The sequence below is a fragment of the Microbacterium sp. genome, assembly GCF_031180975.1.
Classification (GTDB): domain Bacteria; phylum Actinomycetota; class Actinomycetes; order Actinomycetales; family Microbacteriaceae; genus Microbacterium.
In genome coordinates this window covers 148736-170904 of record NZ_JAPSLI010000008.1, presented here as the reverse complement: position 1 = coordinate 170904, position 22169 = coordinate 148736, and the positions used below count along the sequence as shown (strand labels likewise).

At 70.1% G+C, this 22169-nt stretch carries 18 protein-coding genes and 1 rRNA gene; 8 read left to right on the top strand and 11 right to left on the bottom strand.

Annotation, left to right across the window (positions count from 1 at the left end; translation table 11 throughout):
- Nucleotides 1-66: ribosomal RNA gene (rrf, locus tag RIF65_RS15165) — 5S ribosomal RNA — on the top strand; the annotation flags it as partial.
- A 94-nt stretch (nt 67-160) separates the two neighbouring features.
- On the opposite strand, the gene RIF65_RS12120 is transcribed toward rrf, so the two are convergent.
- The 7 genes from RIF65_RS12120 to RIF65_RS12090 are packed head-to-tail and all read right to left on the bottom strand — an operon-like array spanning nt 161 to nt 8744.
- Nucleotides 161-955, bottom strand: a complete 795-nt coding sequence (locus RIF65_RS12120) for an IclR family transcriptional regulator (RefSeq protein ID WP_309065665.1) — start codon at nt 953-955, stop codon at nt 161-163.
- 4 nt (nt 956-959) lie between these two features.
- Nucleotides 960-2519, bottom strand: coding sequence for a PucR family transcriptional regulator (locus tag RIF65_RS12115; protein ID WP_309065666.1), 1560 nt, complete (start codon nt 2517-2519; stop codon nt 960-962).
- On the bottom strand, nt 2516-3550 hold the full coding sequence (locus RIF65_RS12110; RefSeq protein ID WP_309065667.1) for an S-methyl thiohydantoin desulfurase domain-containing protein: 1035 nt from the start codon (nt 3548-3550) through the stop codon (nt 2516-2518). Before RIF65_RS12110 ends, RIF65_RS12115 begins: the two co-directional genes overlap by 4 nt.
- A 35-nt stretch (nt 3551-3585) precedes the next feature.
- Nucleotides 3586-4704 (bottom strand): DUF917 domain-containing protein, encoded by a 1119-nt coding sequence (locus tag RIF65_RS12105; protein ID WP_309065668.1) that lies wholly within the window; start codon nt 4702-4704, stop codon nt 3586-3588.
- The gene (locus RIF65_RS12100) at nt 4701-5819 is read right to left on the bottom strand and encodes a DUF917 domain-containing protein (protein ID WP_309065669.1); all 1119 of its coding nucleotides are present in this window, start codon (nt 5817-5819) and stop codon (nt 4701-4703) included. The genes RIF65_RS12105 and RIF65_RS12100 overlap by 4 nt, the downstream gene beginning before the upstream one ends.
- Nucleotide 5820: 1 nt before the next feature.
- Nucleotides 5821-7368 (bottom strand): hydantoinase/oxoprolinase family protein, encoded by a 1548-nt coding sequence (locus RIF65_RS12095; RefSeq protein WP_309065670.1) that lies wholly within the window; start codon nt 7366-7368, stop codon nt 5821-5823.
- A gap of 35 nt (nt 7369-7403) precedes the next feature.
- Entirely contained in the window at nt 7404-8744 is a 1341-nt protein-coding gene (locus tag RIF65_RS12090) for a purine-cytosine permease family protein (RefSeq protein WP_309065671.1), read from the bottom strand.
- Between the two features lie 233 nt (nt 8745-8977).
- Between RIF65_RS12090 and hutH the strand changes: the two genes are divergently transcribed.
- Genes hutH through RIF65_RS12070 form a run of 4 tightly spaced genes read left to right on the top strand, consistent with a single transcriptional unit; the run spans nt 8978 to nt 14282 of the window.
- On the top strand, nt 8978-10537 hold the full coding sequence (hutH, locus tag RIF65_RS12085) for a histidine ammonia-lyase (protein ID WP_309065672.1): 1560 nt from the start codon (nt 8978-8980) through the stop codon (nt 10535-10537).
- Nucleotides 10530-12191 (top strand): urocanate hydratase, encoded by a 1662-nt coding sequence (gene hutU, locus RIF65_RS12080; RefSeq protein ID WP_309065673.1) that lies wholly within the window; start codon nt 10530-10532, stop codon nt 12189-12191. Before hutH ends, hutU begins: the two co-directional genes overlap by 8 nt.
- The gene (hutI, locus tag RIF65_RS12075) at nt 12188-13399 is read left to right on the top strand and encodes an imidazolonepropionase (RefSeq protein WP_309065674.1); all 1212 of its coding nucleotides are present in this window, start codon (nt 12188-12190) and stop codon (nt 13397-13399) included. The genes hutU and hutI overlap by 4 nt, the downstream gene beginning before the upstream one ends.
- Nucleotides 13383-14282, top strand: a complete 900-nt coding sequence (locus tag RIF65_RS12070; RefSeq protein WP_309065675.1) for an arginase family protein — start codon at nt 13383-13385, stop codon at nt 14280-14282. Before hutI ends, RIF65_RS12070 begins: the two co-directional genes overlap by 17 nt.
- 113 nt (nt 14283-14395) lie before the next feature.
- Here RIF65_RS12070 and RIF65_RS12065 read toward each other — a convergent pair whose 3' ends face one another.
- Genes RIF65_RS12065 through RIF65_RS12050 form a run of 4 tightly spaced genes read right to left on the bottom strand, consistent with a single transcriptional unit; the run spans nt 14396 to nt 18901 of the window.
- Entirely contained in the window at nt 14396-15694 is a 1299-nt protein-coding gene (locus RIF65_RS12065; RefSeq protein ID WP_309065676.1) for a DUF445 domain-containing protein, read from the bottom strand.
- A gap of 18 nt (nt 15695-15712) precedes the next feature.
- Nucleotides 15713-16873 (bottom strand): acyl-CoA dehydrogenase family protein, encoded by a 1161-nt coding sequence (locus tag RIF65_RS12060; RefSeq protein ID WP_309065677.1) that lies wholly within the window; start codon nt 16871-16873, stop codon nt 15713-15715.
- Nucleotides 16870-17652: an alpha/beta fold hydrolase gene (locus RIF65_RS12055; protein WP_309065678.1), complete on the bottom strand. Its 783-nt coding sequence runs from the start codon at nt 17650-17652 to the stop codon at nt 16870-16872. Before RIF65_RS12055 ends, RIF65_RS12060 begins: the two co-directional genes overlap by 4 nt.
- 40 nt (nt 17653-17692) lie before the next feature.
- On the bottom strand, nt 17693-18901 hold the full coding sequence (locus tag RIF65_RS12050; protein ID WP_309065679.1) for an MFS transporter: 1209 nt from the start codon (nt 18899-18901) through the stop codon (nt 17693-17695).
- A gap of 378 nt (nt 18902-19279) precedes the next feature.
- On the opposite strand from RIF65_RS12050, the gene nrdH reads away from it, so the two are divergent.
- Genes nrdH through nrdE form a run of 3 tightly spaced genes read left to right on the top strand, consistent with a single transcriptional unit; the run spans nt 19280 to nt 22163 of the window.
- Entirely contained in the window at nt 19280-19513 is a 234-nt protein-coding gene (nrdH, locus tag RIF65_RS12045; protein ID WP_292701083.1) for a glutaredoxin-like protein NrdH, read from the top strand.
- Between the two features lie 59 nt (nt 19514-19572).
- A complete protein-coding gene (gene nrdI, locus RIF65_RS12040; RefSeq protein WP_309065680.1) occupies nt 19573-20007 on the top strand; it encodes a class Ib ribonucleoside-diphosphate reductase assembly flavoprotein NrdI in 435 nt (144 codons plus the stop codon).
- A complete protein-coding gene (gene nrdE / locus RIF65_RS12035) occupies nt 19989-22163 on the top strand; it encodes a class 1b ribonucleoside-diphosphate reductase subunit alpha (protein ID WP_309065681.1) in 2175 nt (724 codons plus the stop codon). The genes nrdI and nrdE overlap by 19 nt, the downstream gene beginning before the upstream one ends.
- Nucleotides 22164-22169: the final 6 nt, after the last annotated feature.

The window sequence follows — 22169 nt, the reverse complement described above, 5'->3', positions numbered from 1 at the left end:
GCTAAGCCTCACAGCGCCGATGGTACTGCAGGGGGGACCCTGTGGGAGAGTAGGACACCGCCGGACTTCTCTTAAGCAAGATGGCCACCCAAAGCTGGGTGGCCATCTTGCGTTAACACCTCAACAGAAAGCCACCCGGTCTCGGGTGGCTTTTCTTGGTTCAGCTCCGGTTCCCCGCACCCAGGCGACGGGCGAGCGACCCTGCGGCCTCGCCGACGGCATCCGCGATCCGATCCGTCGAGACCTCGGTGTGCTCCCACGTGACCGCGATCGCCGCTGCCGGCCAGCCGGCATGATCGCGCACAGCGACCGCGACGGAACGGAATCCGATCGACACCTCGCCGTCCTCGGTCGCAAGGCCGGTCCTGCGCACGTCGCGCAGCAACTCCCGCAACTCGGACGGACGGGTCGGGCCCCGCCCCGTTCGGTCCGTGAACGCCGACGCGTCCGGGTACAGGGCACGAACCTGTGAGGCGGGGAGCGCGGCGAGCATCGCGCGCCCGGTGGCGGTCAGATGCGCCGGCAGCCGCACGCCCACTTCGGTCACCAGGGCGGGCCGGCGCACCGCGCGTTCCTCGACGATGTACAGCACGTCGCGTCCGCTCATCACCGCGAGATGCGCGCTCTCGCCGAGCCGGTCCGCCAGGCCCGCGACCAGCGGCCGCCCCAGGCGCGCGAGCGGTTCCTGCCGGGCGTACCCGCCGGCGAGCTCGAAAGCGCTCGTGCCGAGGCCCCACCGCCGTTCCTGCGCAAGATGCACGACGAACCCGTGCGCCTCGAGCGTGGCCAGCAGGTGGTACACCGTCGAGCGCGGAATGCCGAGATCGCGCGCCAGCGCCGACGCGGCGACCGGCGCGGGGCGCCGGGCCAGGTGGCGGAGGATCCGCAGCGTCTGGTCCGCGGCCGGTACCTGCGGACGGTCGCCGTCCGGTACGGCGTCGGGGCTCGGAGTCACGCTCTCAGGATGCCATGCCGGGCTCCGAGCGCGGAGCGCGGTCGCCGTCCGGTCGTGACAGGACCGCACGGCATGCGAGGTGAACGGCGAGTCGCGCGCCGGGGTCATCGAAATCCAGACCGAGCAGTTCCTGCACTCGTCTGATGCGGATGGCGACGGTGTTGCGGTGCACACCGAGCGCGGTCGCGGTCGCAGCCAGACCCGACTCATGATCGAGATAGGCGGCAAGCGTCTCGAGCAGTTCGCCTCCCGCGTGCGCCAGCGGCGCCAGGAGGGACGCCGCTGCCGGGACGAACGTGTCGTTGTCGGTCCATGCGAGGAGAAGCTGCTCCAGTCCGAGGCTGTCCACCCGGACGAACCACCCCGTCGCGGAGCGGACGGCGGCGATCCGCGCGGCATCCGCTGCCTCGTCCAGCGTCGTCGCCAGCCCGGCGGCGCCACTGCGGAGGGAGCCGACCCCTGTAGCCACCGGGAAGGCACGGCGGATCCGCACGTGCAGTTCGCGGAGTGCGGCTGCGAAACGCTCGACCACGGCGGGTTCGGGCTGGCCGGGAAAGCTGAGCCAGCCAGTCACCCCGCGGCCGGCTGTGGTGGCGTGCGCCTCGACACCGATCGTCCGCAGCTCGGCGTTCACGGACCGCAGCAGGGGGAGCGGTTCGATCCGGCCGGTTCCACGCATCCTGAACCCGAGGTGGCTGCCGCTGGTCCGCCAGCCGCGCTCGCTCATGCGTCGCTCCACCTCGGCATCCGGCGCGGCACCGAGCTCGAGGAAGTCGCGCAGCAGGGCGGACGAGACCGACACGTCGTTAACCTCCGCGACTTCGTCGATGAGAATCCGCGCGGCGACGGCGGGCATCGCGATTTCGGCTGCGACCGACAGTGCGGCGAGTTGCGACTCGCCGAGCCCCGCCCCGAACAGGGCGAGCCGCAGTCCGGTGCGGGTGGGGCTGTCCACGCGCACGGACGCGGCGGCGGATGCGCCGACTCTGGCGATGTCCACCCACCGTTCGAAGTCGATGACGGCGTGGAGCTGATCGTCGAGCTGCCCGCCCGCCTGGTGCACCACCCCGTCGGCGTCGATCAGCGCGACTGCGTGACCGAGATTCGACGCCAAGTGCCCGAGTAGATCCGCGAGATCCGCTGCGGAGTACTCGAACGACTGCGCGACCTTGCGCACCAGCCCGAGAGTGAGGGCGTCACGTCCTTCTGTCAGCATCCAGCAGGTGCGGGCGAGCACGATCGGGCGGGCCACGTCGAGCAGCGTGAGCCCCAGGCGATCGGCGAGACGTCGAGTCCCCGGGTCCATCGCCGAGGCTTGCGGCACGGCCAGCGCACGGTAACCGCGTTCGTGCACCCGCCGCAGGAGAGCGTCCTGCTGCCACGGAGCGATCGGTGCTGGTGCGGTGAGGATCGCGAGTCCCGCGTCCACGCTGTTCGCCAGGTCGGCTTCATCAGCCTCCACCGCGGCGGAGCCCCACGTCGCCTCAGCCGGCCCCGCGACATGCTGAAGCCCGCCGTTGTCGGGCTGGCCGTGCAGGGCGCCCAGGCTCAGCACGGCGCTCATGCGGCGTCCAGATCGGCGAGCCCGTACGCGGACGGGCGCACCCGTTGCAGGCGCTCGCTGCGGCCACTCCACCACTCCGGAGCGGGAAGCGAGAGCACGATGACGTACCGCCCGGGTGTCAGGTCCGCCACCTCCAGCACTTCACGGGAGAGCGCGTCGATCACGGCGATGATGGTCGGCGTCGCTGCGACGAGAGCTCCGTCGCTCAGCATCGCCAGCGTCTCCGACCGCGCGATCAGCCGGTGCACGCCCCCGTCGTCTCCGGCGATCTCGATCGTGCTCACGTGCGGATCGACGACGAAGGGCGAGGCGGCAGTGATCCGGCCGGTCGTCAGCATCCGTCCGCCCAGCGCTGCGGCCAGAGCAGCGGGCTCGGAGGTCGCCGCGGCGAGGTAGCTCGCGCCCAGGCTCAGCGCCCGCTCCAGATGGCCGCCGATGGCGTGCTCGCGCAGATCACCGACGGTGAAGCCCGCGAGCACGGCTGCGCCCGCGCCGCCGGCCTGGATGATCGCCGCGCGGACGATCCGTTCCGCGTCGATCGCGCGGTCGGTCTCCACCAGCGTCACGCCACCGGCGCCGGACTCGCAGGCGAACACGAGCCCTGGCACGCGGTCGACGAACAGCGACATCTGATCGAGGCTCGGCACGGCGCGACCCGTGCCGTCCGCGTCCACGATCGTGCGGTCCGGGGCGAGCAGCAGTGGCACCAGGCCGTTCATGCCGCCGCCCTCGAGCGAGCACACCGCGGGAACCCGCGTGCCGAGCCAGCGCTCCACCGCCGCGATGAGCGGCCCGAAGGGATCGCAGCCCGGCATCCGCTCACCCAGCAGCATCGTGGAGCCGACGAAGGCCGCACCGAGGCAGGGGGCGGCGGCGTCGAGGTCGTCGACGCCTGACACCGGGATGGGCCACGACTCGGCCCGGGCGAGCATCAGCTCGAGCATCGTCGTGGTTCCGCCGCCGCCGGAACCGAGCAGTGCGTACCCGCGTGCGAGCGCCGCCAGGTCCTCTCGCGCCAGCAGCCGCACCATGCGTCCCAGCCTAGGTGCTGTTCCCCGGGCGGATGTCAGAGTTGGGCGGATGCCGGCACTGCGAGTTCCTCCACGGGCCGGAACTGCTCCGACAGCCCGAAGGCGGCCGGACCGAACGCCGCCAGCGCTGCGGGCGTGCGCATCATCGCCGGTGTGGAGATGCCCAGCACCTTGACCCGCTGCCCGTAGCGGAGTCCCTCCGTCGTGATCGGCTCGGCGCTCTCGTGGTCGACCACGCAGATGAGGTCGGGCACGATCGCAACGACCTCGCCGCCGTGCCGCGCAACGAGGTTCTCGTTCTGGAACGTGATCTCGAACGGCTCTCGCGCTGTGCCGGCCACCGGGGCGATGAGCGCTCGGCCCTTCGCGAAGCCCTCGGTGGTGCGCCGCTCCACGTCGATGACCTTGCCGACGCACAGTTCGCGCACGTGCGAATACAGCGTGGTCGAAAGAACGTCGGCGATGGCGACGAACGGTGAACGGTGCTCCTCGCGGGCGTGCCGGATCGCACGACCGAGGGCGAGCGCCATCGAGAGCGTCCGCGGCACCGCGGTACGCCGGACGTCGGCGCCGGACATCGCGTATTCGGCGATGTGCCCCACCCCGCCCAGGCGGATCGTCACCGCGCGTGCGAGCCACTCCATCTGCCGGTCGTCTTCCCCGGTGTCGATGATGACCCGTTCGCCGCGTTCGCCGGCGAGGGCGAGAGGCGAACCGTGCACGCCGTACACGGCGAAGGTCTCCATGGACAGCTCGGGGAAGGCCCGCCCCATGCCGTCGGCGTCGACGACGGGCAGCCCCGTCTCGGCGGCCACAACGAGCGGGATCATCGAGTTGATGCCGCCGCATTCGATCGGCATGGTCGCGTCCGCGCGTCGGCCGAGGTGCTCCTCCAGGATGCGCAGGGAGAGCGTGGGCTCGGTACCGGCCGGGATCTTCTCCACCATGACGGTCGGCGCGCCCATCTGCGCGGTGGGGATCACGAACTGGTCGACGGCGAGGTCGTCGGGATCGAGGATCGTGATGGTCCTGTCGCCGAGCACCTGCTCCACGAGCATCTTGCCGATGTACGGGTCGCCGCCGCCTCCGGTGCCGAGCAGGGTGGCGCCGCGGGCGAGGTCCGGAAGGTCGGCCGCAGTCAGCTGCCAGCTCACGCTGTGGTCTCCCTGCCGGCGAGCGTGCCGGCGGACGCCGAGGCCGCGGAGACCGAGCCGTCGAAGCGGTGAGCGGGCATGTCGTACCCGAAGTACTTCGGCCCTACCATCGCGAGTGCGGCGGGGGAGTGCCAGCGCTCGTCGGCCGGCGCGGCGATCACACGCACGCGCTGACCGTACCGCAGACCCTCGGTCGTGACCGGCTCCCCGGTCTCCCCCTCGACGACCATGATGAGGTCCGGAGTCGTGGCGAGGACGTCGCCGTCGGACTCGGCCACCAGGTGCTCGTTCTGGAACTGCAGCACGAGAGAGGAGCCTGCGTCGCCGTCGATCCGTGCGCGTCCGCGCGCGAATCCGGTGGTCGTGGCGCGCTGCACATCGACCACCTTGCCGGCGAACAGTTCGCGGCCGCCCAGCAGGCCGACCGCGGCGGCGACCGGGTCGGTCTTGTCGGCACGGGCTGCGGCGATGCCGTGACCCACCTCGATGCAGCGTGAAAGAGACCCCGCGACGAGCGCGCCCCTCGCTTCGACACCGGACATCGAAAAGCCCGCGATCATGGTGGAGCAGCCCATCTCGACCGTGGCGACGCGGGCGATCCGCTCCGTCCAGCTGTTGTCGATGGTCTGCAGCACTGCGACGTTGCCCTTCTCGTCGCTCAGGGCGAGAGGGGAGGCGGTGACGCCGGACAACGTCGGCAGCACCATCTGCAGCTCGGGGAACGCGCGCCCCATGCCGTCGGCGTCGACCAGCGGCAGCCCGAGCGCGGCGGCCGCCGCAATGGGGATGGTGGAGTTGACGCCGCCGACCTCGGCACACGCGATATGGGTCACCGGTCGGCCGAGGTACGTGCCGAGCGCGCGCACCGGCTCCACGACCTCGTCCAGGCTGGGCAGCTTCTCGACCATCACCGTGGGCGCCCCCATCATCGCGACGAACAGCACGAGGGCATCATCCGGCACCTCCTCGAGGGCGAGCACCTCGACCGGGCCCGACGCGAGCGCCTGGCGAGCCAGCAGCGCGCCGATGTACGGGTCACCTCCGCCACCGGTGCCGAACAATGCGGCACCGCGGGCGAGGTCCTCGATCTGCTCGGTGTCGATACGCCACGCCACGTCAGGCTCCCATGTCCAGGTCGCCGACCGCCTTGACGCGGATGCGTGTGGCGTTCCCCGGGAGGTAGGGGATCGGAACCTCGTCGAAGTCGATGATCTCCACCGTGGACGGCTTGGCACCGGCGGCGATCGCCTTGTCCACGGCCTCCGCCCGCACCGCCGCGATCGTCTCGTCGCGTCGACCGGGGTCGATCGCGTAGACCTTGTCGATCTCGCCGCCGACCTGCGCGATGGACGCGCCGATGGCGTTGGCCACCGCGTAGTTCTCCGGACGGTGCACGGCACCGAAAAGGGGCAGCTCCTCGGGAAGCAGGATCGATCCTCCGCCGACCGCCACGACCGGGATCGGCTCCGGCGATGTGCGCATCCTGTCCACCGCCTCGGCGACCCGCTCGGCGATCCGGTCCAGCACCCGCGTGACGAACGCCGGATCCAGGTGCGCGACCTTCGACGGGTCGCCCACCTGTGCGCGGCCCGCCGCCACCGCGATGTCGGTCGCCGTCAGCGTGGAGCCGCCGAACACGAGCGCCTCCGTGGTCAGGCGATAGCCGACCGACGCCGGCCCGACCTCGCCGGTCTCGGTGTCGACGATGCTGCCGCCGCCGATGCCGAGTGACAGCACGTCGGGCATGCGGAAGTTCGTGCGGATGCCGGCGACCTTGACCTCGTTCGCGGTCTCGCGGGGGAACCCGGACACCAGCAAGCCGATGTCGGCGGTGGTGCCGCCCACGTCGATGACCGCGCAATCGTCCAGACCGCTTGTCGCTGCCGCCCCGCGCATGGAGTTTGTCGGCCCTGAGGCGAATGTGGCGACCGGGTACCGCCGGACGTAGTCTTCGTCCATCAGGGTGCCGTCGTTCTGGCTGAGGAAGATGGGCGCCTCGATGCCCTGGGCTCGCACCGCGGAGGTGAGCCCATCGACGATCTCCGATGCCAGTTCGCGGAGGGCGGCATTGATGATCGTGGCGTTCTCGCGCTCGAGGATGCCGATCCTGCCGATCTCGTGCGAGAGCGAGATCGCCACGTCGTCGCCGAGGACCTCGGAGATGATCTCCGCCGCACGCACCTCCAGGTCGTGGTTGACCGGGCTGAAGACCGACGAGACGGCCACCGAGCGGATGCCGTGCGCCTTCATGTCCTCGGCCTGGGCGCGCAGCTCGTCCGGGTCGATCGGTGAGATCGGCCGTCCGTCGAACTCATAGCCGCCGTGCGCCAGGTAGCTGCGGGCGCGGGTGGCCTCGACGAGCGCGTCGGGCCAGTCCACCAGCGGAGGCAGCGCCCGCGTTGCCGGGAGTCCGAGACGGAGGGCGGCGGTCGGGGCGAGCCGGCTGGCCTGCACCAGGGCGTTGATGAAGTGCGTGGTGCCGATCATCACGGCGTCGATGTCGGATCCCTCGAAGGCGTGTCGCGCCCGCAGATCCTCGATCGCCTGCACGATCCCGCTCGTGACATCGGGGGTGGTGGAGTGCTTCACCCCGGCCAGTGTGCGGGTGCCGTCCATGAGCACGGCGTCCGTGTTGGTTCCGCCGACGTCGATGCCGATGTGCATTGTTCTCGCTTTCTCGTGGAAGTCTGTCGCGGCGCTCAGGCTCTGGTGGGCACCGAGTCGGCCGGTGAAGCCTGGATCGTGGTGGCCGTGCCAACGCCCCGGACGAGGCCGAGCTTGCCTGCGACCACGTACAGGACCATCGACAGGAACAGGCTCAGCAGGGACGGGATACCCCAGGTGACGAAGTACCCGACCAGGGAGGAGACGAACCAGACCACGATGGTCGCCGGAACCAGGCGCGGCGCGGTCGCGGGCAGCGTCCCGGCGTCGCGGGTGGCGTCCAACTCGGGCCGCCAGCGGCGGACGATGTAGTATTCGGCGACCATGATGCCCGCGATCGGCGGGAACGCGACGCTCAGCACGATGAGGAACTGGGTGAACTGCCCGAGGATGCCGACCGCGGCGAGCACCGAACCGACGACGCCCAGCACGATGGTGGTCGTGACGCGGTGCAGGTTCCGTCCGAACGCGGTGGAGATGAAGTTCACCAGCCCGAGCGTGGAGGAGTACAGGTTCCAGTCGTTGATCTTCAACGTACCCGTGAGCACGATGAACAGCCCGATGAAGCCCACCGACGAGGTCACGATCGCCACGATGTCACCCGTGCCCGCAGCGTGGGCGAGCAGGACGCCGGCCAGTCCGATGACGAACTCGCCGAGCGAGACGCCCACGACCGTCTGCTTCACCACATCGGCACGCGACCGGTTGAACCGGGTCATGTCGCCGGTGATGATGGCGCCGACGATGAGACCGCCCGCCACGATGCCGGTGCCGGTCCACACGCTCATGGTCGGACCGGGTGAGGGGCCGGTGAGCAGTTCACCCAGGTCGTGACGGCTGAGCTCACTCACGACCGACCACCCCACGAGGATCAGGAACAGGGGCACGGTGACGTTCGCAAGCCACTGCATCCCGACGAATCCGAAGGCCACGATCGCGGTGACGAGCAGACCGAACAGGAGGCTCCAGGCCCACACCGGCAGCGCTCCGGGCATGAGGGCGTCCAACGACTGCGCCGAGATCGCGGATTGGATGCCGAACCACCCGATCAGGCTGATCCCGATCGCGAGGCCGACGAGCGAGGCGCCGATCTCGCCGAAGCCGGTCCAGCGGGCGAGCAGCGCGGTGTTCAGACCCTCGCGCTGGCCGATGAAGCCGACCACGCACATGATCACCTCAAGGATGAGGGAGCCGAACAGGAAGGCGAGGACGGCCTCGCCGAAAGTCATGCTGTAGCCGAGAGTGGCGCCCAGCAGGAACTGCGAGAGCGCGGAGACCTGGCCGAATCGCTGCACTGCGATTCCGAACCAGGGCTTGCGTGCCGCCGGCGTCACTCGGGAGAGAGCGAAGTCGTCGGCGTGCGTCAGACGAGCCATGAGGGTCCTTCGGGAAAGGGGGACAGGGTGCGGCCAGCGTAACGAGACGGGGCACCGCTGGGTATGGGCGAGAAGCACAATCTCTGGCTCCGAATGTGCTGTCCGCACATATGCTGGCGGTGTCGTCGACCCGCACGACCGCTGCATCGTCTTCCGCTGCGCTGTCTGATATCCCAGACCCAATCCCGATGAAGGGCCGTGCGCGGCGTGCCTTTCCGGTGTGGAATCGACATATGCAGCATTCCTCTCCGATCGTCATCGGTGCGACGCCCCTCACGCCGTCGGACGTCGTCGCCGTCGCCCGCCACCACGCTCCCGTCGAGATCGCCGACGCCGCCCGCGAGCGTGTCGCCGCGGCCCGGGCCGTCATCGACGGCATGGCCGCCGACCCGAAGCCGCACTACGGCGTGTCCACGGGATTCGGCGCTCTCGCGACGACCTTCATAGCCCCGGAGCGGCGTCGGCAGCTGCAGGTCAGCCTCATCCGCTCGCACGCAGCCGGAACCGGTCCGGAAGTGGAGACCGAGGTCGTCCGCGCCCTGCAGCTGCTGCGGCTGCAGACCCTCGCCTCGGGCCACACCGGTGTGCGGCCCGTCGTTGTCGACACGTACGTCGCCATGCTCAACGCCGGCATCACACCGATCGTCCGGGAGTACGGCTCGCTGGGCTGCTCCGGCGACCTCGCGCCGCTCGCGCACGTCGCTCTGGCGGCGATGGGCGAAGGGCACGTGCGCGTGGTCGAGCCGGGGCAGCAGGCCGGCTCCGAGGTCCGTCCCGCCGCCGAGGCGCTCGCCGCCGCCGGCATCGAGCCGCTCGTGCTGCTCGAGAAGGAGGGCCTCGCCCTGATCAACGGCACCGACGGCATGCTCGGCATGCTGGTGCTCGCGCTGCACGACCTCGAGACGCTGGTCACCACCGCAGACCTCGCCGCCGCGATGTCGATCGAGTCGCAGCTGGGTACGGACGCCGTATTCGCCGCCGACCTGATGGCGCTGCGCCCCCAGGTCGGCCAGGCCACCTCGGCCGCCAACCTGCGCGCGTTCCTCGGCGAGTCGCCCATGGTCGCCAGCCACAAGGGCCCGGAGGACGGCCGCGTGCAGGACGCTTACTCCCTGCGCTGCTCGCCGCAGGTGCATGGTGCCGCCCGCGACACCATGGCACACGCCGCGACGATCGCCGAGCGCGAGCTGGCGTCCGTCGTCGACAACCCGGTCGTCACCGCCGACGGCCGCATCGAGTCGAACGGCAACTTCCACGGCGCCCCCGTCGCCGCCGTGCTCGACTTCCTGGCGATCTCCGTCGCCGATGTGGCATCCGTGTCGGAGCGCCGCACCGACCGCGCTCTCGACCCGGCGCGCAGCCACGGTCTGCCGCCCTTCCTCGCGCACGAGGTGGGCGTGGACTCCGGCCTCATGATCGCCCAGTACGCCGCCGCCGGCATCGTTTCGGAGCTGAAGCGGCTCGCCGCACCGGCATCCGTCGACTCCATCCCCTCCTCGGCGATGCAGGAGGACCACGTGTCGATGGGCTGGGCGGCCGCACGCAAGCTGCGCCGCGCCATCGACGGGCTGGCCCGCGTGATCGCCATCGAGATCCTCACCGGCGCCCGCGCGCTCGACCTGCGCGCTCCGCTGCAGGCGGGTCCCGCCACCGGCGCGGTCCGCGACCTCGTCCGAACCGTCGCCGACGGCCCCGGACCCGACCACTTCCTCTCACCCGACATGGAGGCCGTCACCGAGCTCGTGCGCTCGGGCGAGGTCCTCCGCACTGCGAAGGAGCACGCGAATGTCTGACACCACCACCGCGACCAGGACGGTCCGCGCCCCGCGCGGCAACGAGCGCACCGCGAAGAGCTGGGGCGCCGAGGCGGCCAAGCGGATGCTGATGAACAACCTCGACCCCGAGGTCGCCGAGCACCCCGAGGACCTCGTCGTCTACGGCGGCACCGGCCGCGCCGCGCGCAGCTGGGAGGCGTACGACGCCATCGTGCGCACCCTCGACGAGCTTGAGCCCGACGAGACGCTGCTGGTGCAGTCCGGCAAGCCCGTCGGCGTGTTCCGCACCCACGAATGGGCGCCCCGGGTGCTGATCGCCAACTCCAACCTGGTGGGCGACTGGGCGACGTGGCCAGAGTTCCGCCGTCTGGAGGCGCTCGGGCTGACCATGTACGGCCAGATGACCGCCGGTTCGTGGATCTACATCGGTTCGCAGGGCATCCTGCAGGGCACCTACGAGACGTTCGCGGCCGTCGCGCGCTCGCTCGGCAAGGATTCCCTGAAGGGCACCCTCTCGCTGACCGGCGGCGCCGGCGGCATGGGCGGCGCCCAGCCGCTCGCAGTGACGCTCAACGAGGGCGCCTGCCTCATCGTCGACGTCGACGAGACTCGCCTGGCCCGCCGCGTGGATCACGGCTACCTCGACGAGTACCACACCGACCTCGACACCGCCGTCGCCCGTGCCGTGGCGGCCAAGGAGGCGGGCGAGGCGCTCTCGGTGGGCATCGTGGGCAACGCCGCCGAGGTCTTCCCCGAGCTGTTCCGCCGGGGCGTGCCGATCGACATCGTCACCGACCAGACCAGCGCCCACGACCCGCTCGCCTACCTGCCCATCGGCATCTCCGTCGAGGACTGGAAGGCCGAGGCGGAGCGCGACCCGGAGGAGTTCACGCGTCGCTCGCGCGAATCGATGGCGGCGCACGTGCGCGCCATGGTCGATTTCCAGGATGCCGGCGCCGCGGTGTTCGACTACGGCAACTCGATCCGCGCCGAGGCGCAGCTGGGCGGATTCGACCGCGCCTTCGCGTTCCCCGGGTTCGTGCCGGCGTACATCCGCCCGCAGTTCGAAGAGGGCCGCGGACCGTTCCGCTGGGCCGCCCTGTCCGGCGACCCCGAGGACATCCGCAAGACCGACCGCGCCATCGCGGAGCTGTTCCCCGAGGACAAGGCCCTGCACCGCTGGCTTGAGAAGGCGGGCGAGAAGGTGCACTTCGAAGGTCTGCCCGCCCGCATCTGCTGGCTCGGCTACCAGGAGCGCCACCTCGCGGGGCTGAAGTTCAACGAGATGGTCGCCTCGGGCGAGCTGAAGGCGCCGATCGTGATCGGCCGTGACCACCTCGACTCCGGCTCGGTCGCCTCGCCGTACCGCGAGACCGAGGCCATGAAGGACGGCTCGGACGCGATCGCCGACTGGCCTCTCCTGAACGCGCTGCTGAACACCGCCTCCGGCGCCGCCTGGGTGTCGCTGCACCACGGCGGCGGTGTCGGCATCGGCCGCAGCATCCACGCCGGTCAGGTCACCGTCGCCGACGGCACAGAGCTCGCCGCGCAGAAGCTCGAGCGCGTGCTGACCAATGACCCCGGCACCGGAGTCATGCGGCACGTCGACGCCGGCTACGAGCACGCCCGCGACGTCGCCCGCGAGCGCGGCCTCAAGGTGCCGATGCTGTGAGCGATCTGCTGATCACGAACATCGGGGAGCTGACCACCAACGCGTGCCCTGAGCCTGCCGAAGGGTCGGCGGCCGACCGCTTCGGCATGCTGCACGATGCGGCCGTGTTCATCGAGGATGGCCTGATCTCGTGGGTCGGCCCGACCGCGCAGGCGCCGGCCGCCGGCGAGGTCGTCGACGCGGCCGGACGGGCCGTCATCCCCGGGTTCGTGGACAGCCACAGCCACCTCGTGTTCGGCGGCGACCGCGCCGCCGAGTTCGAGGCGCGCATGGCCGGGCAGAAGTACGCCGCAGGCGGCATCCGCTCGACCGTCGCCGCGACTCGCACGGCGACCGACGACCAGCTGCGGACCCGGGTGCGCCGGTTCCTCGACGAGATGCTCGCGCAGGGCACCACCACGGTCGAGATCAAGAGCGGCTACGGGCTGGACGTCCCCACCGAGGAGCGCCTGGTCCGGCTCGCGGCCGAGGTGACGTCCGAGGTGACCTTCCTCGGCGCGCACGTCGTCCCCGCCGAGTATGCCGACCGCGGCGACGAGTACGTCGACCTCGTGATCGGCGACATGCTCGACGCCTGCGCGCCGCACGCGAAATGGATCGACGTCTTCTGCGAGACCGGTGCCTTCACGGTGCCGCAGTCGCGGCGGGTGCTGGAGGCGGGCATCGCCCGGGGCCTGATGCCGCGGGTGCACGCCAGCCAGCTCGGTCCGGGCGAGGGCGTGCGATTGGCGGTGGAGCTGGGAGCGGCATCCGTCGACCACGGCACCTACCTGACCGACGACGATGTCGCCGCGCTCGCGGCATCCGACACCGTCCTGACGCTGCTGCCCGGGGTGGAGTTCTCCACCCGTCAGCCGTACCCCGACGCGCGCCGGCTCATCGACGCCGGCGTCACCGTCGCGCTGGCCTGCGACACCAACCCCGGGTCCAGCTTCACCAGCTCGATGCCGTTCTGCATCGCGGTCGCGGTGCGCGACATGGGCATGACGACGGCCGAGGCGGTCTGGGCCGCCACAGCCGGGGGAGCCGCCGCACTCCGGCGCGACGACATCGGCGTCGTCGCGCCGGGCAAGCGGGCCGACCTCGTGATGCTCGACGCGCCCACGCGCGTGCACCTGGCCTACCGGCCCGGGGTGCCGCTCGTGAAGCAGGTGTGGAAGGACGGCGTGACCGCCTGGCGAAAGGATCAGCATGGCTCTGCCGCATGACGAGCTCTGGCCGCGCGCCGGATCGTGGCCTGCACCGGCCGAGGGCGAGCGCGCGGATGCCGTCATCGTCGGCGTGCCCACCTGGCGCACATCGCTCTCGACGACCGGCGCGCATGCCACGCCCGCTGCGATCCGCGAGGCGCTGCCCCGGTACAGCGCGACGTTGATGGGTCCGCCGGCGGTCGACCTGAACGAGGCGCTGCGCATCGTCGACGCCGGCGATGTGCAGGAGCCGGACGGCGACGAGGGTGTCGAGCGTGCGGTGGCCCGCGTGCGGGAGCTCTCCGAGGCTGCCCGGCTGGTGATCGCACTCGGGGGCGACAACTCGCTCACCTATCCGGTCGCCCGCGGGGCCGGCGCCGACGGACTGATCACGATCGACGCGCACTTCGACCTGCGCGACGGGGTGTCCAACGGCTCGCCGGTGCGGCGCCTGGTGCAGGACGCGCCGGAGGCCGAGCGCATCGACCCGACTCGGATCGTTCAGATCGGCATCGCGGACTTCGCGAACTCGGCCGCGTACGCTCGGCGTGCCGCGGACTGGGGCATCCGCGTGATCACGCTCGACGAGGTGCGCCGCCGAGGCGTCGCCGATGTCGCCGCCGAGGCCCTGCGCGTCGCCGGTGCGGGGGCGCGCATCCACCTGGACATCGACGTGGACGCCGCCGACCGCGCCGCCGTGCCTGGCTGCCCGGCGAGCGTCCCCGGCGGCTTCGCGGCGTGGGAGCTGCGGGCCCTGGTGCGGACGCTGGCAGCCGACGAGCGGATCGTCAGCGCCGACCTCGCCGAGGTCGACGCGACCGCGGATGCCGAGGACGGCCGCACCGTGCGCCTCGCGGCGCTGTGCGTTCTGGAGTTGCTGGCCGCCCTCGCCGCCCGCTGACGTCCTACCCGCCGCGCCCCGCCCGCGAGACTTATGTTCCAGCGTGAGACGGGCCGATTGGCGTGCTGTCTCATGCAGAAAGAGAAGTCTCGCGGGGAGGGGTGCGCGGCGGGTCAGACGCCGCGGATGAGGGCGTGCGCGACGGCGAAGATCGCCAGACCCGCGAGGGCTCCGACGACCGTGCCGTTGAGACGGATGTACTGCAGGTCGCGCCCGACCATCAGTTCGATCTTCTCGGTGGTCTCCGCGGCGTCCCACTTCTCCACGGTGTCGGTGATGATCGAGGCGATGTCGTGGCGGTACCGCTCGACGAGGAACACGGCCGCGTCGATGGCCCAGCCGTCCACGCGCGCCTGCAGCGCGGCATCCGTCGCGAGCCGGTCACCGACCTCGGCCACCGCCGTCGCGGCCCGGCGGCGCAGACCGCTCCGCGGATCGGCGAGGGCGGTGAGCAGCCCGTTCTTCGCGGTGTTCCACACCTCCGCGGCCAGCGCGCCCACCCGCGGGCTGTCGAACACGGCCGCCTTGGCGCCTTCGAAGCGCTGCCGCATCGCCGGGTCGTGCTGCAGGCCGGCCGCGAGCCGGGCGAGGTAGCCGTCCAGCGCTCGGCGGGCCGGATGCCGCGGATCGGCCTGCACGGCCGCGACGAACCGCACCGCCTCGTGGTAGACCGTCTCGTCGACCAGTCGCTGGGCGACACGAGGCACCCAGGCGGGCAGCCGTCGCGACACCAGGCCGCTGAACGTGTGCGCGTTGCCGTCCAGCCAGTTCGCGATGCTGTCCACAGCCAGATCCACCGCCCCACGGTGGGCGTCGGCGTCGACGATCCGCTCCAGCCAGGCGCCGGCGGAGGGCGCCCAGTCCGGCTCGATCAGATGCTCGCGCGCGAGGTCGGTGATCAGGTCCTGCACGTCCTCGTCGGCCAACGCGCGCAGCACGGCCGAGGCCGCCGTGGACGCCTCCGCGACCACCCGTTCCGCGTGAGTGCGCCCGTCGGCGGCGGGTGAGGGGTCGCGGAGCCACTCGCCGAGCCGCCGCGAGAGCGCCGTCGTCGCCAGTTTGTCGCGCACCACAGGGCCGGCCAGGAAGTTGGTCTCGACGAATTCCCCCAGAGTGCGGCCGATCTCGTCCTTGCGGTTGGGGATGATCGCCGTGTGCGGAATGGGGATGCCGAGCGGATGCCGGAACAGCGCGGTCACCGCGAACCAGTCGGCCAGCGCGCCCACCATGCCGCCCTCGGCGGCTGCGCGCACGTACTGCAGCCATGGGTGCCGCTCCTGCAGCCAGAACGCCAGCACGAAGGCGAGGGCCATGACCGCCAGCGCCCCCAGAGCCACGGCCTTCATCCGGCGCAGCGCGCGCAGCCGCTCCTGGTCGGCGGGGGAGAGCAGCGCCATCGGTGTACGCGACATGCCGCCCATCCTCTCAGGTCAGCCCTCCAGCGGACCCAGCCACGCGCTCGCCGCGGTGGCGTGCGCGGACTCGGGGTCGGAGGGGTGGAACATGCCGGCCAGCACGTCACGGTACAGCCGCGACAGCTCGTTGCCGGTGAAGTACGACCCCCCGCCCGACACGAGCATCGCCTGGTCGACGACGTGCTTCGCCATCGTGACGGCCCGGTGCTTCACCCCTGACAGCAGGGTGAACCAGCGGGCGCCGTGGTCGGCCGACTGGTCGACGTCGCGCGCCAGCGCCGCGATCTGCGGCGGCAGGGCGTCGTAGGCGAGAGCCATGTCGGCGATGCGCCAGCGGATGTCGGGATCCTGACTGTACGTCGTGCCCGTCTTCTTCGAGCGCCGGGTCTGCGCCGCCGACACAGACAGGTCCAGCGCGCGCCGGGCGATCCCGGTGTACACCGATGCCAGCAGGATCTCGAACACGCTGAAGATGCCGAACACGATGGGGTCGGGGTTCGGTCCCGGATCGATCCGTCGCACCACGTGTTCCGGGGCGGCGATGGCGCCGTTCAGGCGGGTGGTGCGGCTCTGGGTGCCGCGCATGCCGAGGGTGTCCCAGTCGTCGCTCGTGACGACGGCATCCGTCCTGTCGACGAACGCGAACACGAGCTTGGGTGCGTCCGCGCTGGTGGTGTCGAGGCCGTGCAGTCCGAGCCTGGTCCACACCGGGGCGAGCGAGGTGAAGATCTTCGTGCCGGTGAACGCGTATCCGCCGTCGGGCTGCGGAACGGCATCCGTGTCGCTGCCGAACAGCACCAGGTCGTTGCCGCCCTCGCTGATGCCGAAGGCGAACACCTCGCCGGCCACGGCGCCGTCCTGCACGAACTCGAGCCCCGGCACGCCGCGGTCGCCGAACACCTTGGCGACACCGGTCCATACGAGGTGCATGTTCACGGCCAGGGCGGTGGCAGGGGAGGCGGTCGCGAGGCGCTGCTGCAGCAGCGCGGCCTGCTCGAGCCCGAGGCCGGCGCCGCCACGGTCGGCCGGGACCAGGATGGCGAGGTAGCCGGCTTCGTGCAGTTCGTCGAGGTCCTGCTGCGGGAACGTGTTCTCGCGGTCGTGGATCGGCGCTCGCTCGCGGATGCGCTCCAGCAGGTCGTCGGGGAGGTGCTCGGTGGGGTCGAACGCGCTCACTTCGACTCCCTTCTGTCGCTCAGTACGTCGCACTTCAGGGCCTCCAGGATCTGGCGGATCGTCTCTTCGGGCTTGTCGCGATGCGGGGAGTGACCGGCGCCGGTCACGATCGACATCGTCACGTGCGGGTTCTCGAGCACGGAAGCGGCGAGGTCGCCGGTGAACAGGCTGTACACCTCGGGGTCCGCGCCGACGATGTGCGTCGGTACGGTCAGCCGCGCGGCCTCGGCGCGCACGTCCCACCGCTGGTTCTGGGCGCTGGTCTGCTCCACCGCCCATCTGCTGCCGCGGCGCACCGCATCGACCTTCAGTTCGATGTCCTGCAGATGCCAGTGCGGATGCTCGTCCCGCACCGTGTCCTCCGACGGCGTCGCGAATGCCCGCTCCTGGCTGCGCCGGATGATGCCGGCGTCGCGCCCGGCCACGTGGATGGCGGGGTCGATGAGCAGCAGGCGGCGCGTCCACTGCGGGTTCTCGGCCGCGGCGACGGTGCTGGCCGCGCCGCCGAGGGAGTGGCCGATCACGGCATCCCACCCGCCGCCGTCGTGCGGGGCGGTGGCGGCGATATCGGCGGCGTATCCGGCGACCGAGTAGTCGAGCGCGCGGGGCGCGTCGCCGTGTCCGCGCAGGTCGACCGCGGTGGCGTGCCAGCCGGCATCCGCCAGCGCGACGGCGACGCGCCACATCAGCGCCCCGGACGAGCCGAGGCCGTGCACGAGCAGGGCGCGGCGCGGGCCGTCGCCCCAGGTCAGGCGGGGAAGGGTGAGCGGTGCGGGCACGCGTCCAGCCTACGACCGCGCGCAGACGCCGCCGGGCCGATCAGGACGTGATCGCCTGCACCGGCTCGGTGTCGGGGTGCGGGCTGGGGTCGCGGCCGCGCAGATCCGGGAACGCTCGCACCGCTGCGATTGACACGACCAGCCCGACCAGCGAGAACAGGGTGGCGGCGAGGTAGGCGCCGTTGGGACCGTTCAGGTCGATGAGGATGCCGGCGACGGCGGATCCGGCGGCGGCGCCGATCAGCTGACCGGTGCCGGCCCAGCCGAACGCCTCTGCCGTGTCGCTGAACTTGACGCTCGCCGTGGTGATGGCGAACAGCACCGCCAGCGCGGGCGCGACGCCGAGACCCGCCACCAGCAGCGTGCCGCCGATCCAGTACACGTTCAGCATCACCATCGTCAGGGCGAGACCCACCGTGACGATCAGCAGGCGCCGCGCCATCGCCCACGGACCGATCGGGATGTGTCCGAACGCGAGTCCGCCGATGAGGCTGCCCACCGAGAAGACGGCCAGCACCAGCCCCGCCTCCAGCCCGCCGTGGCCGAAGGTGGCGACGACGCCGACCTCCACCGCCGCGCACGCGCCGATCAGCAGGAATCCGATCACCGTGGCGAGCATCACCGGTGGCTTGAGCACGACGCGGCCGAACGCCCGGCGGCTGCGCGGGATGCGCACCCGGCCGACCTCGGGGGACAGGATGAACCAGGATCCGCCGATGACGAGGATGATCGCGACGAGCAGCAGCCCCTGCACGGTGCCGACCTGGGTGGAGACGAGCGTGATGACGACCGGCGCGACGATCCAGATGATCTCCTGCAGCGACGCGTCCAGTGAGAACAGCGGGGTGAGCTGGCCCGAGTTCACGAGCTTCGGGTAGATCGTGCGCACCGCCGACTGCACCGGAGGCGTGGACAGGCCGGCGAGCAGGGCGAGAGCCATGTAACCGGGCAGGTTCAGCGGCAGCAGGGCCAGGCCGAGCACCGAGAGCACGCACACCACGAGAGTGAGGGTGAGCACCCGGCGCATGCCCCACGCACCCATCCAGCGGCTGGTCACGGGGCCGGCGACCGCCTGGCCGATCGATGCAGCAGCCAGCACGATGCCCGCCGCGCCGTACGAACCGGTGGTCTGCTCGACGTGCAACAGGATCGCGAGGCTGGACATGCCGTTGGGGAAGCGCGCCAGCAGCTGCGCGGCGATCATCCGCGCGACACCCGGCGTGCGAAGAAGGTCACGATATCCCGCCACCAGAGAACCCTATCCACCCGCCGCGGGGAGCACGAGACGACGGATGCCGCGACACGCCGCGACACGCCGAAGCGCTCTTTCCACAGGCTGATCGATGTCGGAGGGGCGTCGTAGCGTGCCGCCTGTGGATGGATTCGCGCGGGCCGTCTCAGAAGCGCGGGAACACGCGGTTCGCGGACCCGTCGGAGGGGGCCGCTCCTGTGGAAGGAATCGTGGACAAGCTGTGTTGTAACAGGGGAGAACGGTGGAAAACTACACGGATGTAACTACTACCCCTTGTGGTCGCTTCCAATGTCCGTCCCTATATGTAGTATTGAACTCCCGGCGGGGGTACTGCCGGTCACACACCTGGATCTGAGGGGAAAGAGAGACATCACCATGTCGATCACGGTCTACACGAAGCCTTCGTGCGTGCAGTGCAACGCCACCTATCGAGCCCTCGACGCCAAGGGCATCGAGTACGAGATCCACGACCTCTCCGAGGACGCCGCCGCTCTCGAGCAGGTGAAGGCGCTCGGTTACATGCAGGCGCCCGTCGTCGTCACCGACGAGGACCACTGGTCGGGCTTCCGCCCGGACAAGATCGACGAGCTGGCGGCTCGCCTGGCGTGACGCCGGTGGGTTGCTGAGCCTGTCGAAGCGCCCACCAGGCTGGCGAGAGGAGAGATCTCATGAGCGCTGTCGCGACCGCCGCTCCGCTCGTAGTGTTCTTCTCGAGCGTCTCCGGCAACACGGCCCGCTTCGTCGAGAAGCTCGGCCTTCCCGCCCGCCGCATCCCCCTGCACAGCACCGATGAGCCGCTCGTCGTTGACGAGCCGTTCGTGCTCATCACACCGACCTACGGGGGAGGACAGGGGCGAGGCGAGGAGAAGGGTGCCGTGCCCAAACAGGTGATCCGGTTCCTCAACGACGAGCGCAACCGACGCTTCATCCGCGGAGTGATCTCCGCAGGCAACACCAACTTCGGAGAGGCCTTCTGCCTTGCCGGAGAGATCATCAGCCGCAAGTGCCACGTGCCGCACTTGTACCGGCTCGAAGTATTCGGCACGCAGGACGACGTCGATCGCGTGAGCGACGGATTGGAACGATGGTGGAAGCTGCAGTGACGGACTCGGCCCTGGCCGACCAGGTGGCGTTCAAGGTCAACCCCGCGTACGAGGGGATGGACTACCACGCCCTCAACGCGATGCTGAACCTGTACGACGCGAACGGGAAGATCCAGTTCGATGCCGACAAGCGTGCCGCGCGGGAGTACTTCCTGCAGCACGTGAATCAGAACACCGTGTTCTTCCACTCCCTCAAGGAGCGGCTGGACTATCTGGTCGAGAAGGAGTACTACGAGCCGGCCGTCATCGAGAAGTACTCGTTCGACTTCATCCAGAAGCTGAACGACCTGGCCTACTCGAAGAAGTTCCGCTTCGAGACGTTCCTGGGCGCCTTCAAGTACTACACCAGCTACACACTGAAGACGTTCGACGGCAAGCGCTACCTGGAGCGGTTCGAGGACCGTGTCGTGATGACCGCCCTCGCGCTCGCTGACGGCGACGAGAAGCTCGCGGTGAGCCTGGTCGAGGAGATCATCTCCGGTCGCTTCCAGCCGGCCACCCCCACCTTCCTCAACGCCGGGAAGGCGCAGCGCGGCGAGCTCGTCAGCTGCTTCCTGCTGCGCATCGAGGACAACATGGAGTCGATCGCCCGCGGCATCAACTCCGCCCTGCAGCTCTCCAAGCGCGGCGGCGGCGTGGCGCTGCTGCTGTCGAACATCCGCGAGGCGGGCGCGCCGATCAAGCAGATCGAGAACCAGTCCTCCGGCATCATCCCCGTCATGAAGCTGCTCGAAGACAGCTTCAGCTACGCCAACCAGCTCGGGGCGCGTCAGGGCGCCGGCGCGGTCTACCTCAGCGCGCACCACCCCGACATCCTGCGCTTCCTCGACACCAAGCGCGAGAACGCCGACGAGAAGATCCGCATCAAGACCCTCTCCCTCGGCGTCGTGGTGCCCGACATCACATTCGAGTTGGCGAAGAACGATGAGGACATGTACCTGTTCTCGCCGTACGACGTCGAGCGCGTGTACGGCGTGCCGTTCGGCGACATCTCGGTCACCGAGAAGTACCGCGAGATGGTCGACGACCCGCGCATCAAGAAGACGAAGATCAACGCGCGCGAGTTCTTCCAGACCCTCGCCGAGATCCAGTTCGAGTCGGGCTACCCGTACATCATGTTCGAGGACACGGTGAACAAGGCGAACCCGATCAAGGGTCGCATCAACATGTCCAACCTGTGCAGCGAGATCCTGCAGGTGAACACCCCGACCACCTACAACGAGGACCTCTCGTACCAGGAGATCGGCAAGGACATCTCCTGCAACCTCGGCTCGATGAACATCGCCCTGGCGATGGATGCCGACGACCTGGGCCAGACGGTGGAGACCGCGATCCGCGCCCTGACCGCGGTGAGCGACCAGAGCCACATCGGCTCGGTGCGCTCCATCGAGGACGGCAACGACCGTTCGCACGCCATCGGCCTCGGGCAGATGAACCTGCACGGCTACCTGGCCCGCGAGCACGTCTTCTACGGCTCCGAAGAGGGCATCGACTTCACGAACATCTACTTCTACACGGTGCTGTACCACGCGCTGCGCGCGTCGAACCGCATCGCGATCGAGCGCGGTGAGACCTTCGACGGTTTCGCGGAGTCGAAGTACGCCACGGGCGAGTTCTTCGACAAGTACATCGAGCGGGCGTGGGTGCCACAGACCGAGAAGGTCAAGGAGCTGTTCGCCGGCAAGCACATCCCGACGCAGCAGGACTGGGTCGAGCTGAAGGAGTCCGTCCAGAAGCACGGCATCTACAACCAGAACCTGCAGGCGGTGCCGCCGACCGGGTCGATCTCCTACATCAACAACTCGACCTCGTCGATCCACCCGATCGCGTCGAAGATCGAGATCCGCAAGGAGGGCAAGCTCGGCCGCGTCTACTACCCGGCGCCGTTCATGACGAACGACAACCTGGAGTACTACCAGGACGCGTACGAGATCGGCTACGAGAAGGTCATCGACACGTACGCCGCCGCCACCCAGCACGTCGACCAGGGGCTGTCGCTGACGCTGTTCTTCAAGGACACCGCCACCACCCGCGACATCAACAAGGCCCAGATCTACGCCTGGCGCAAGGGCATCAAGACGATCTACTACATTCGCCTGCGGCAGATGGCGCTGGAAGGCACCGAGCTCGACACGTGCGTGTCCTGCACGCTGTGACCTGTT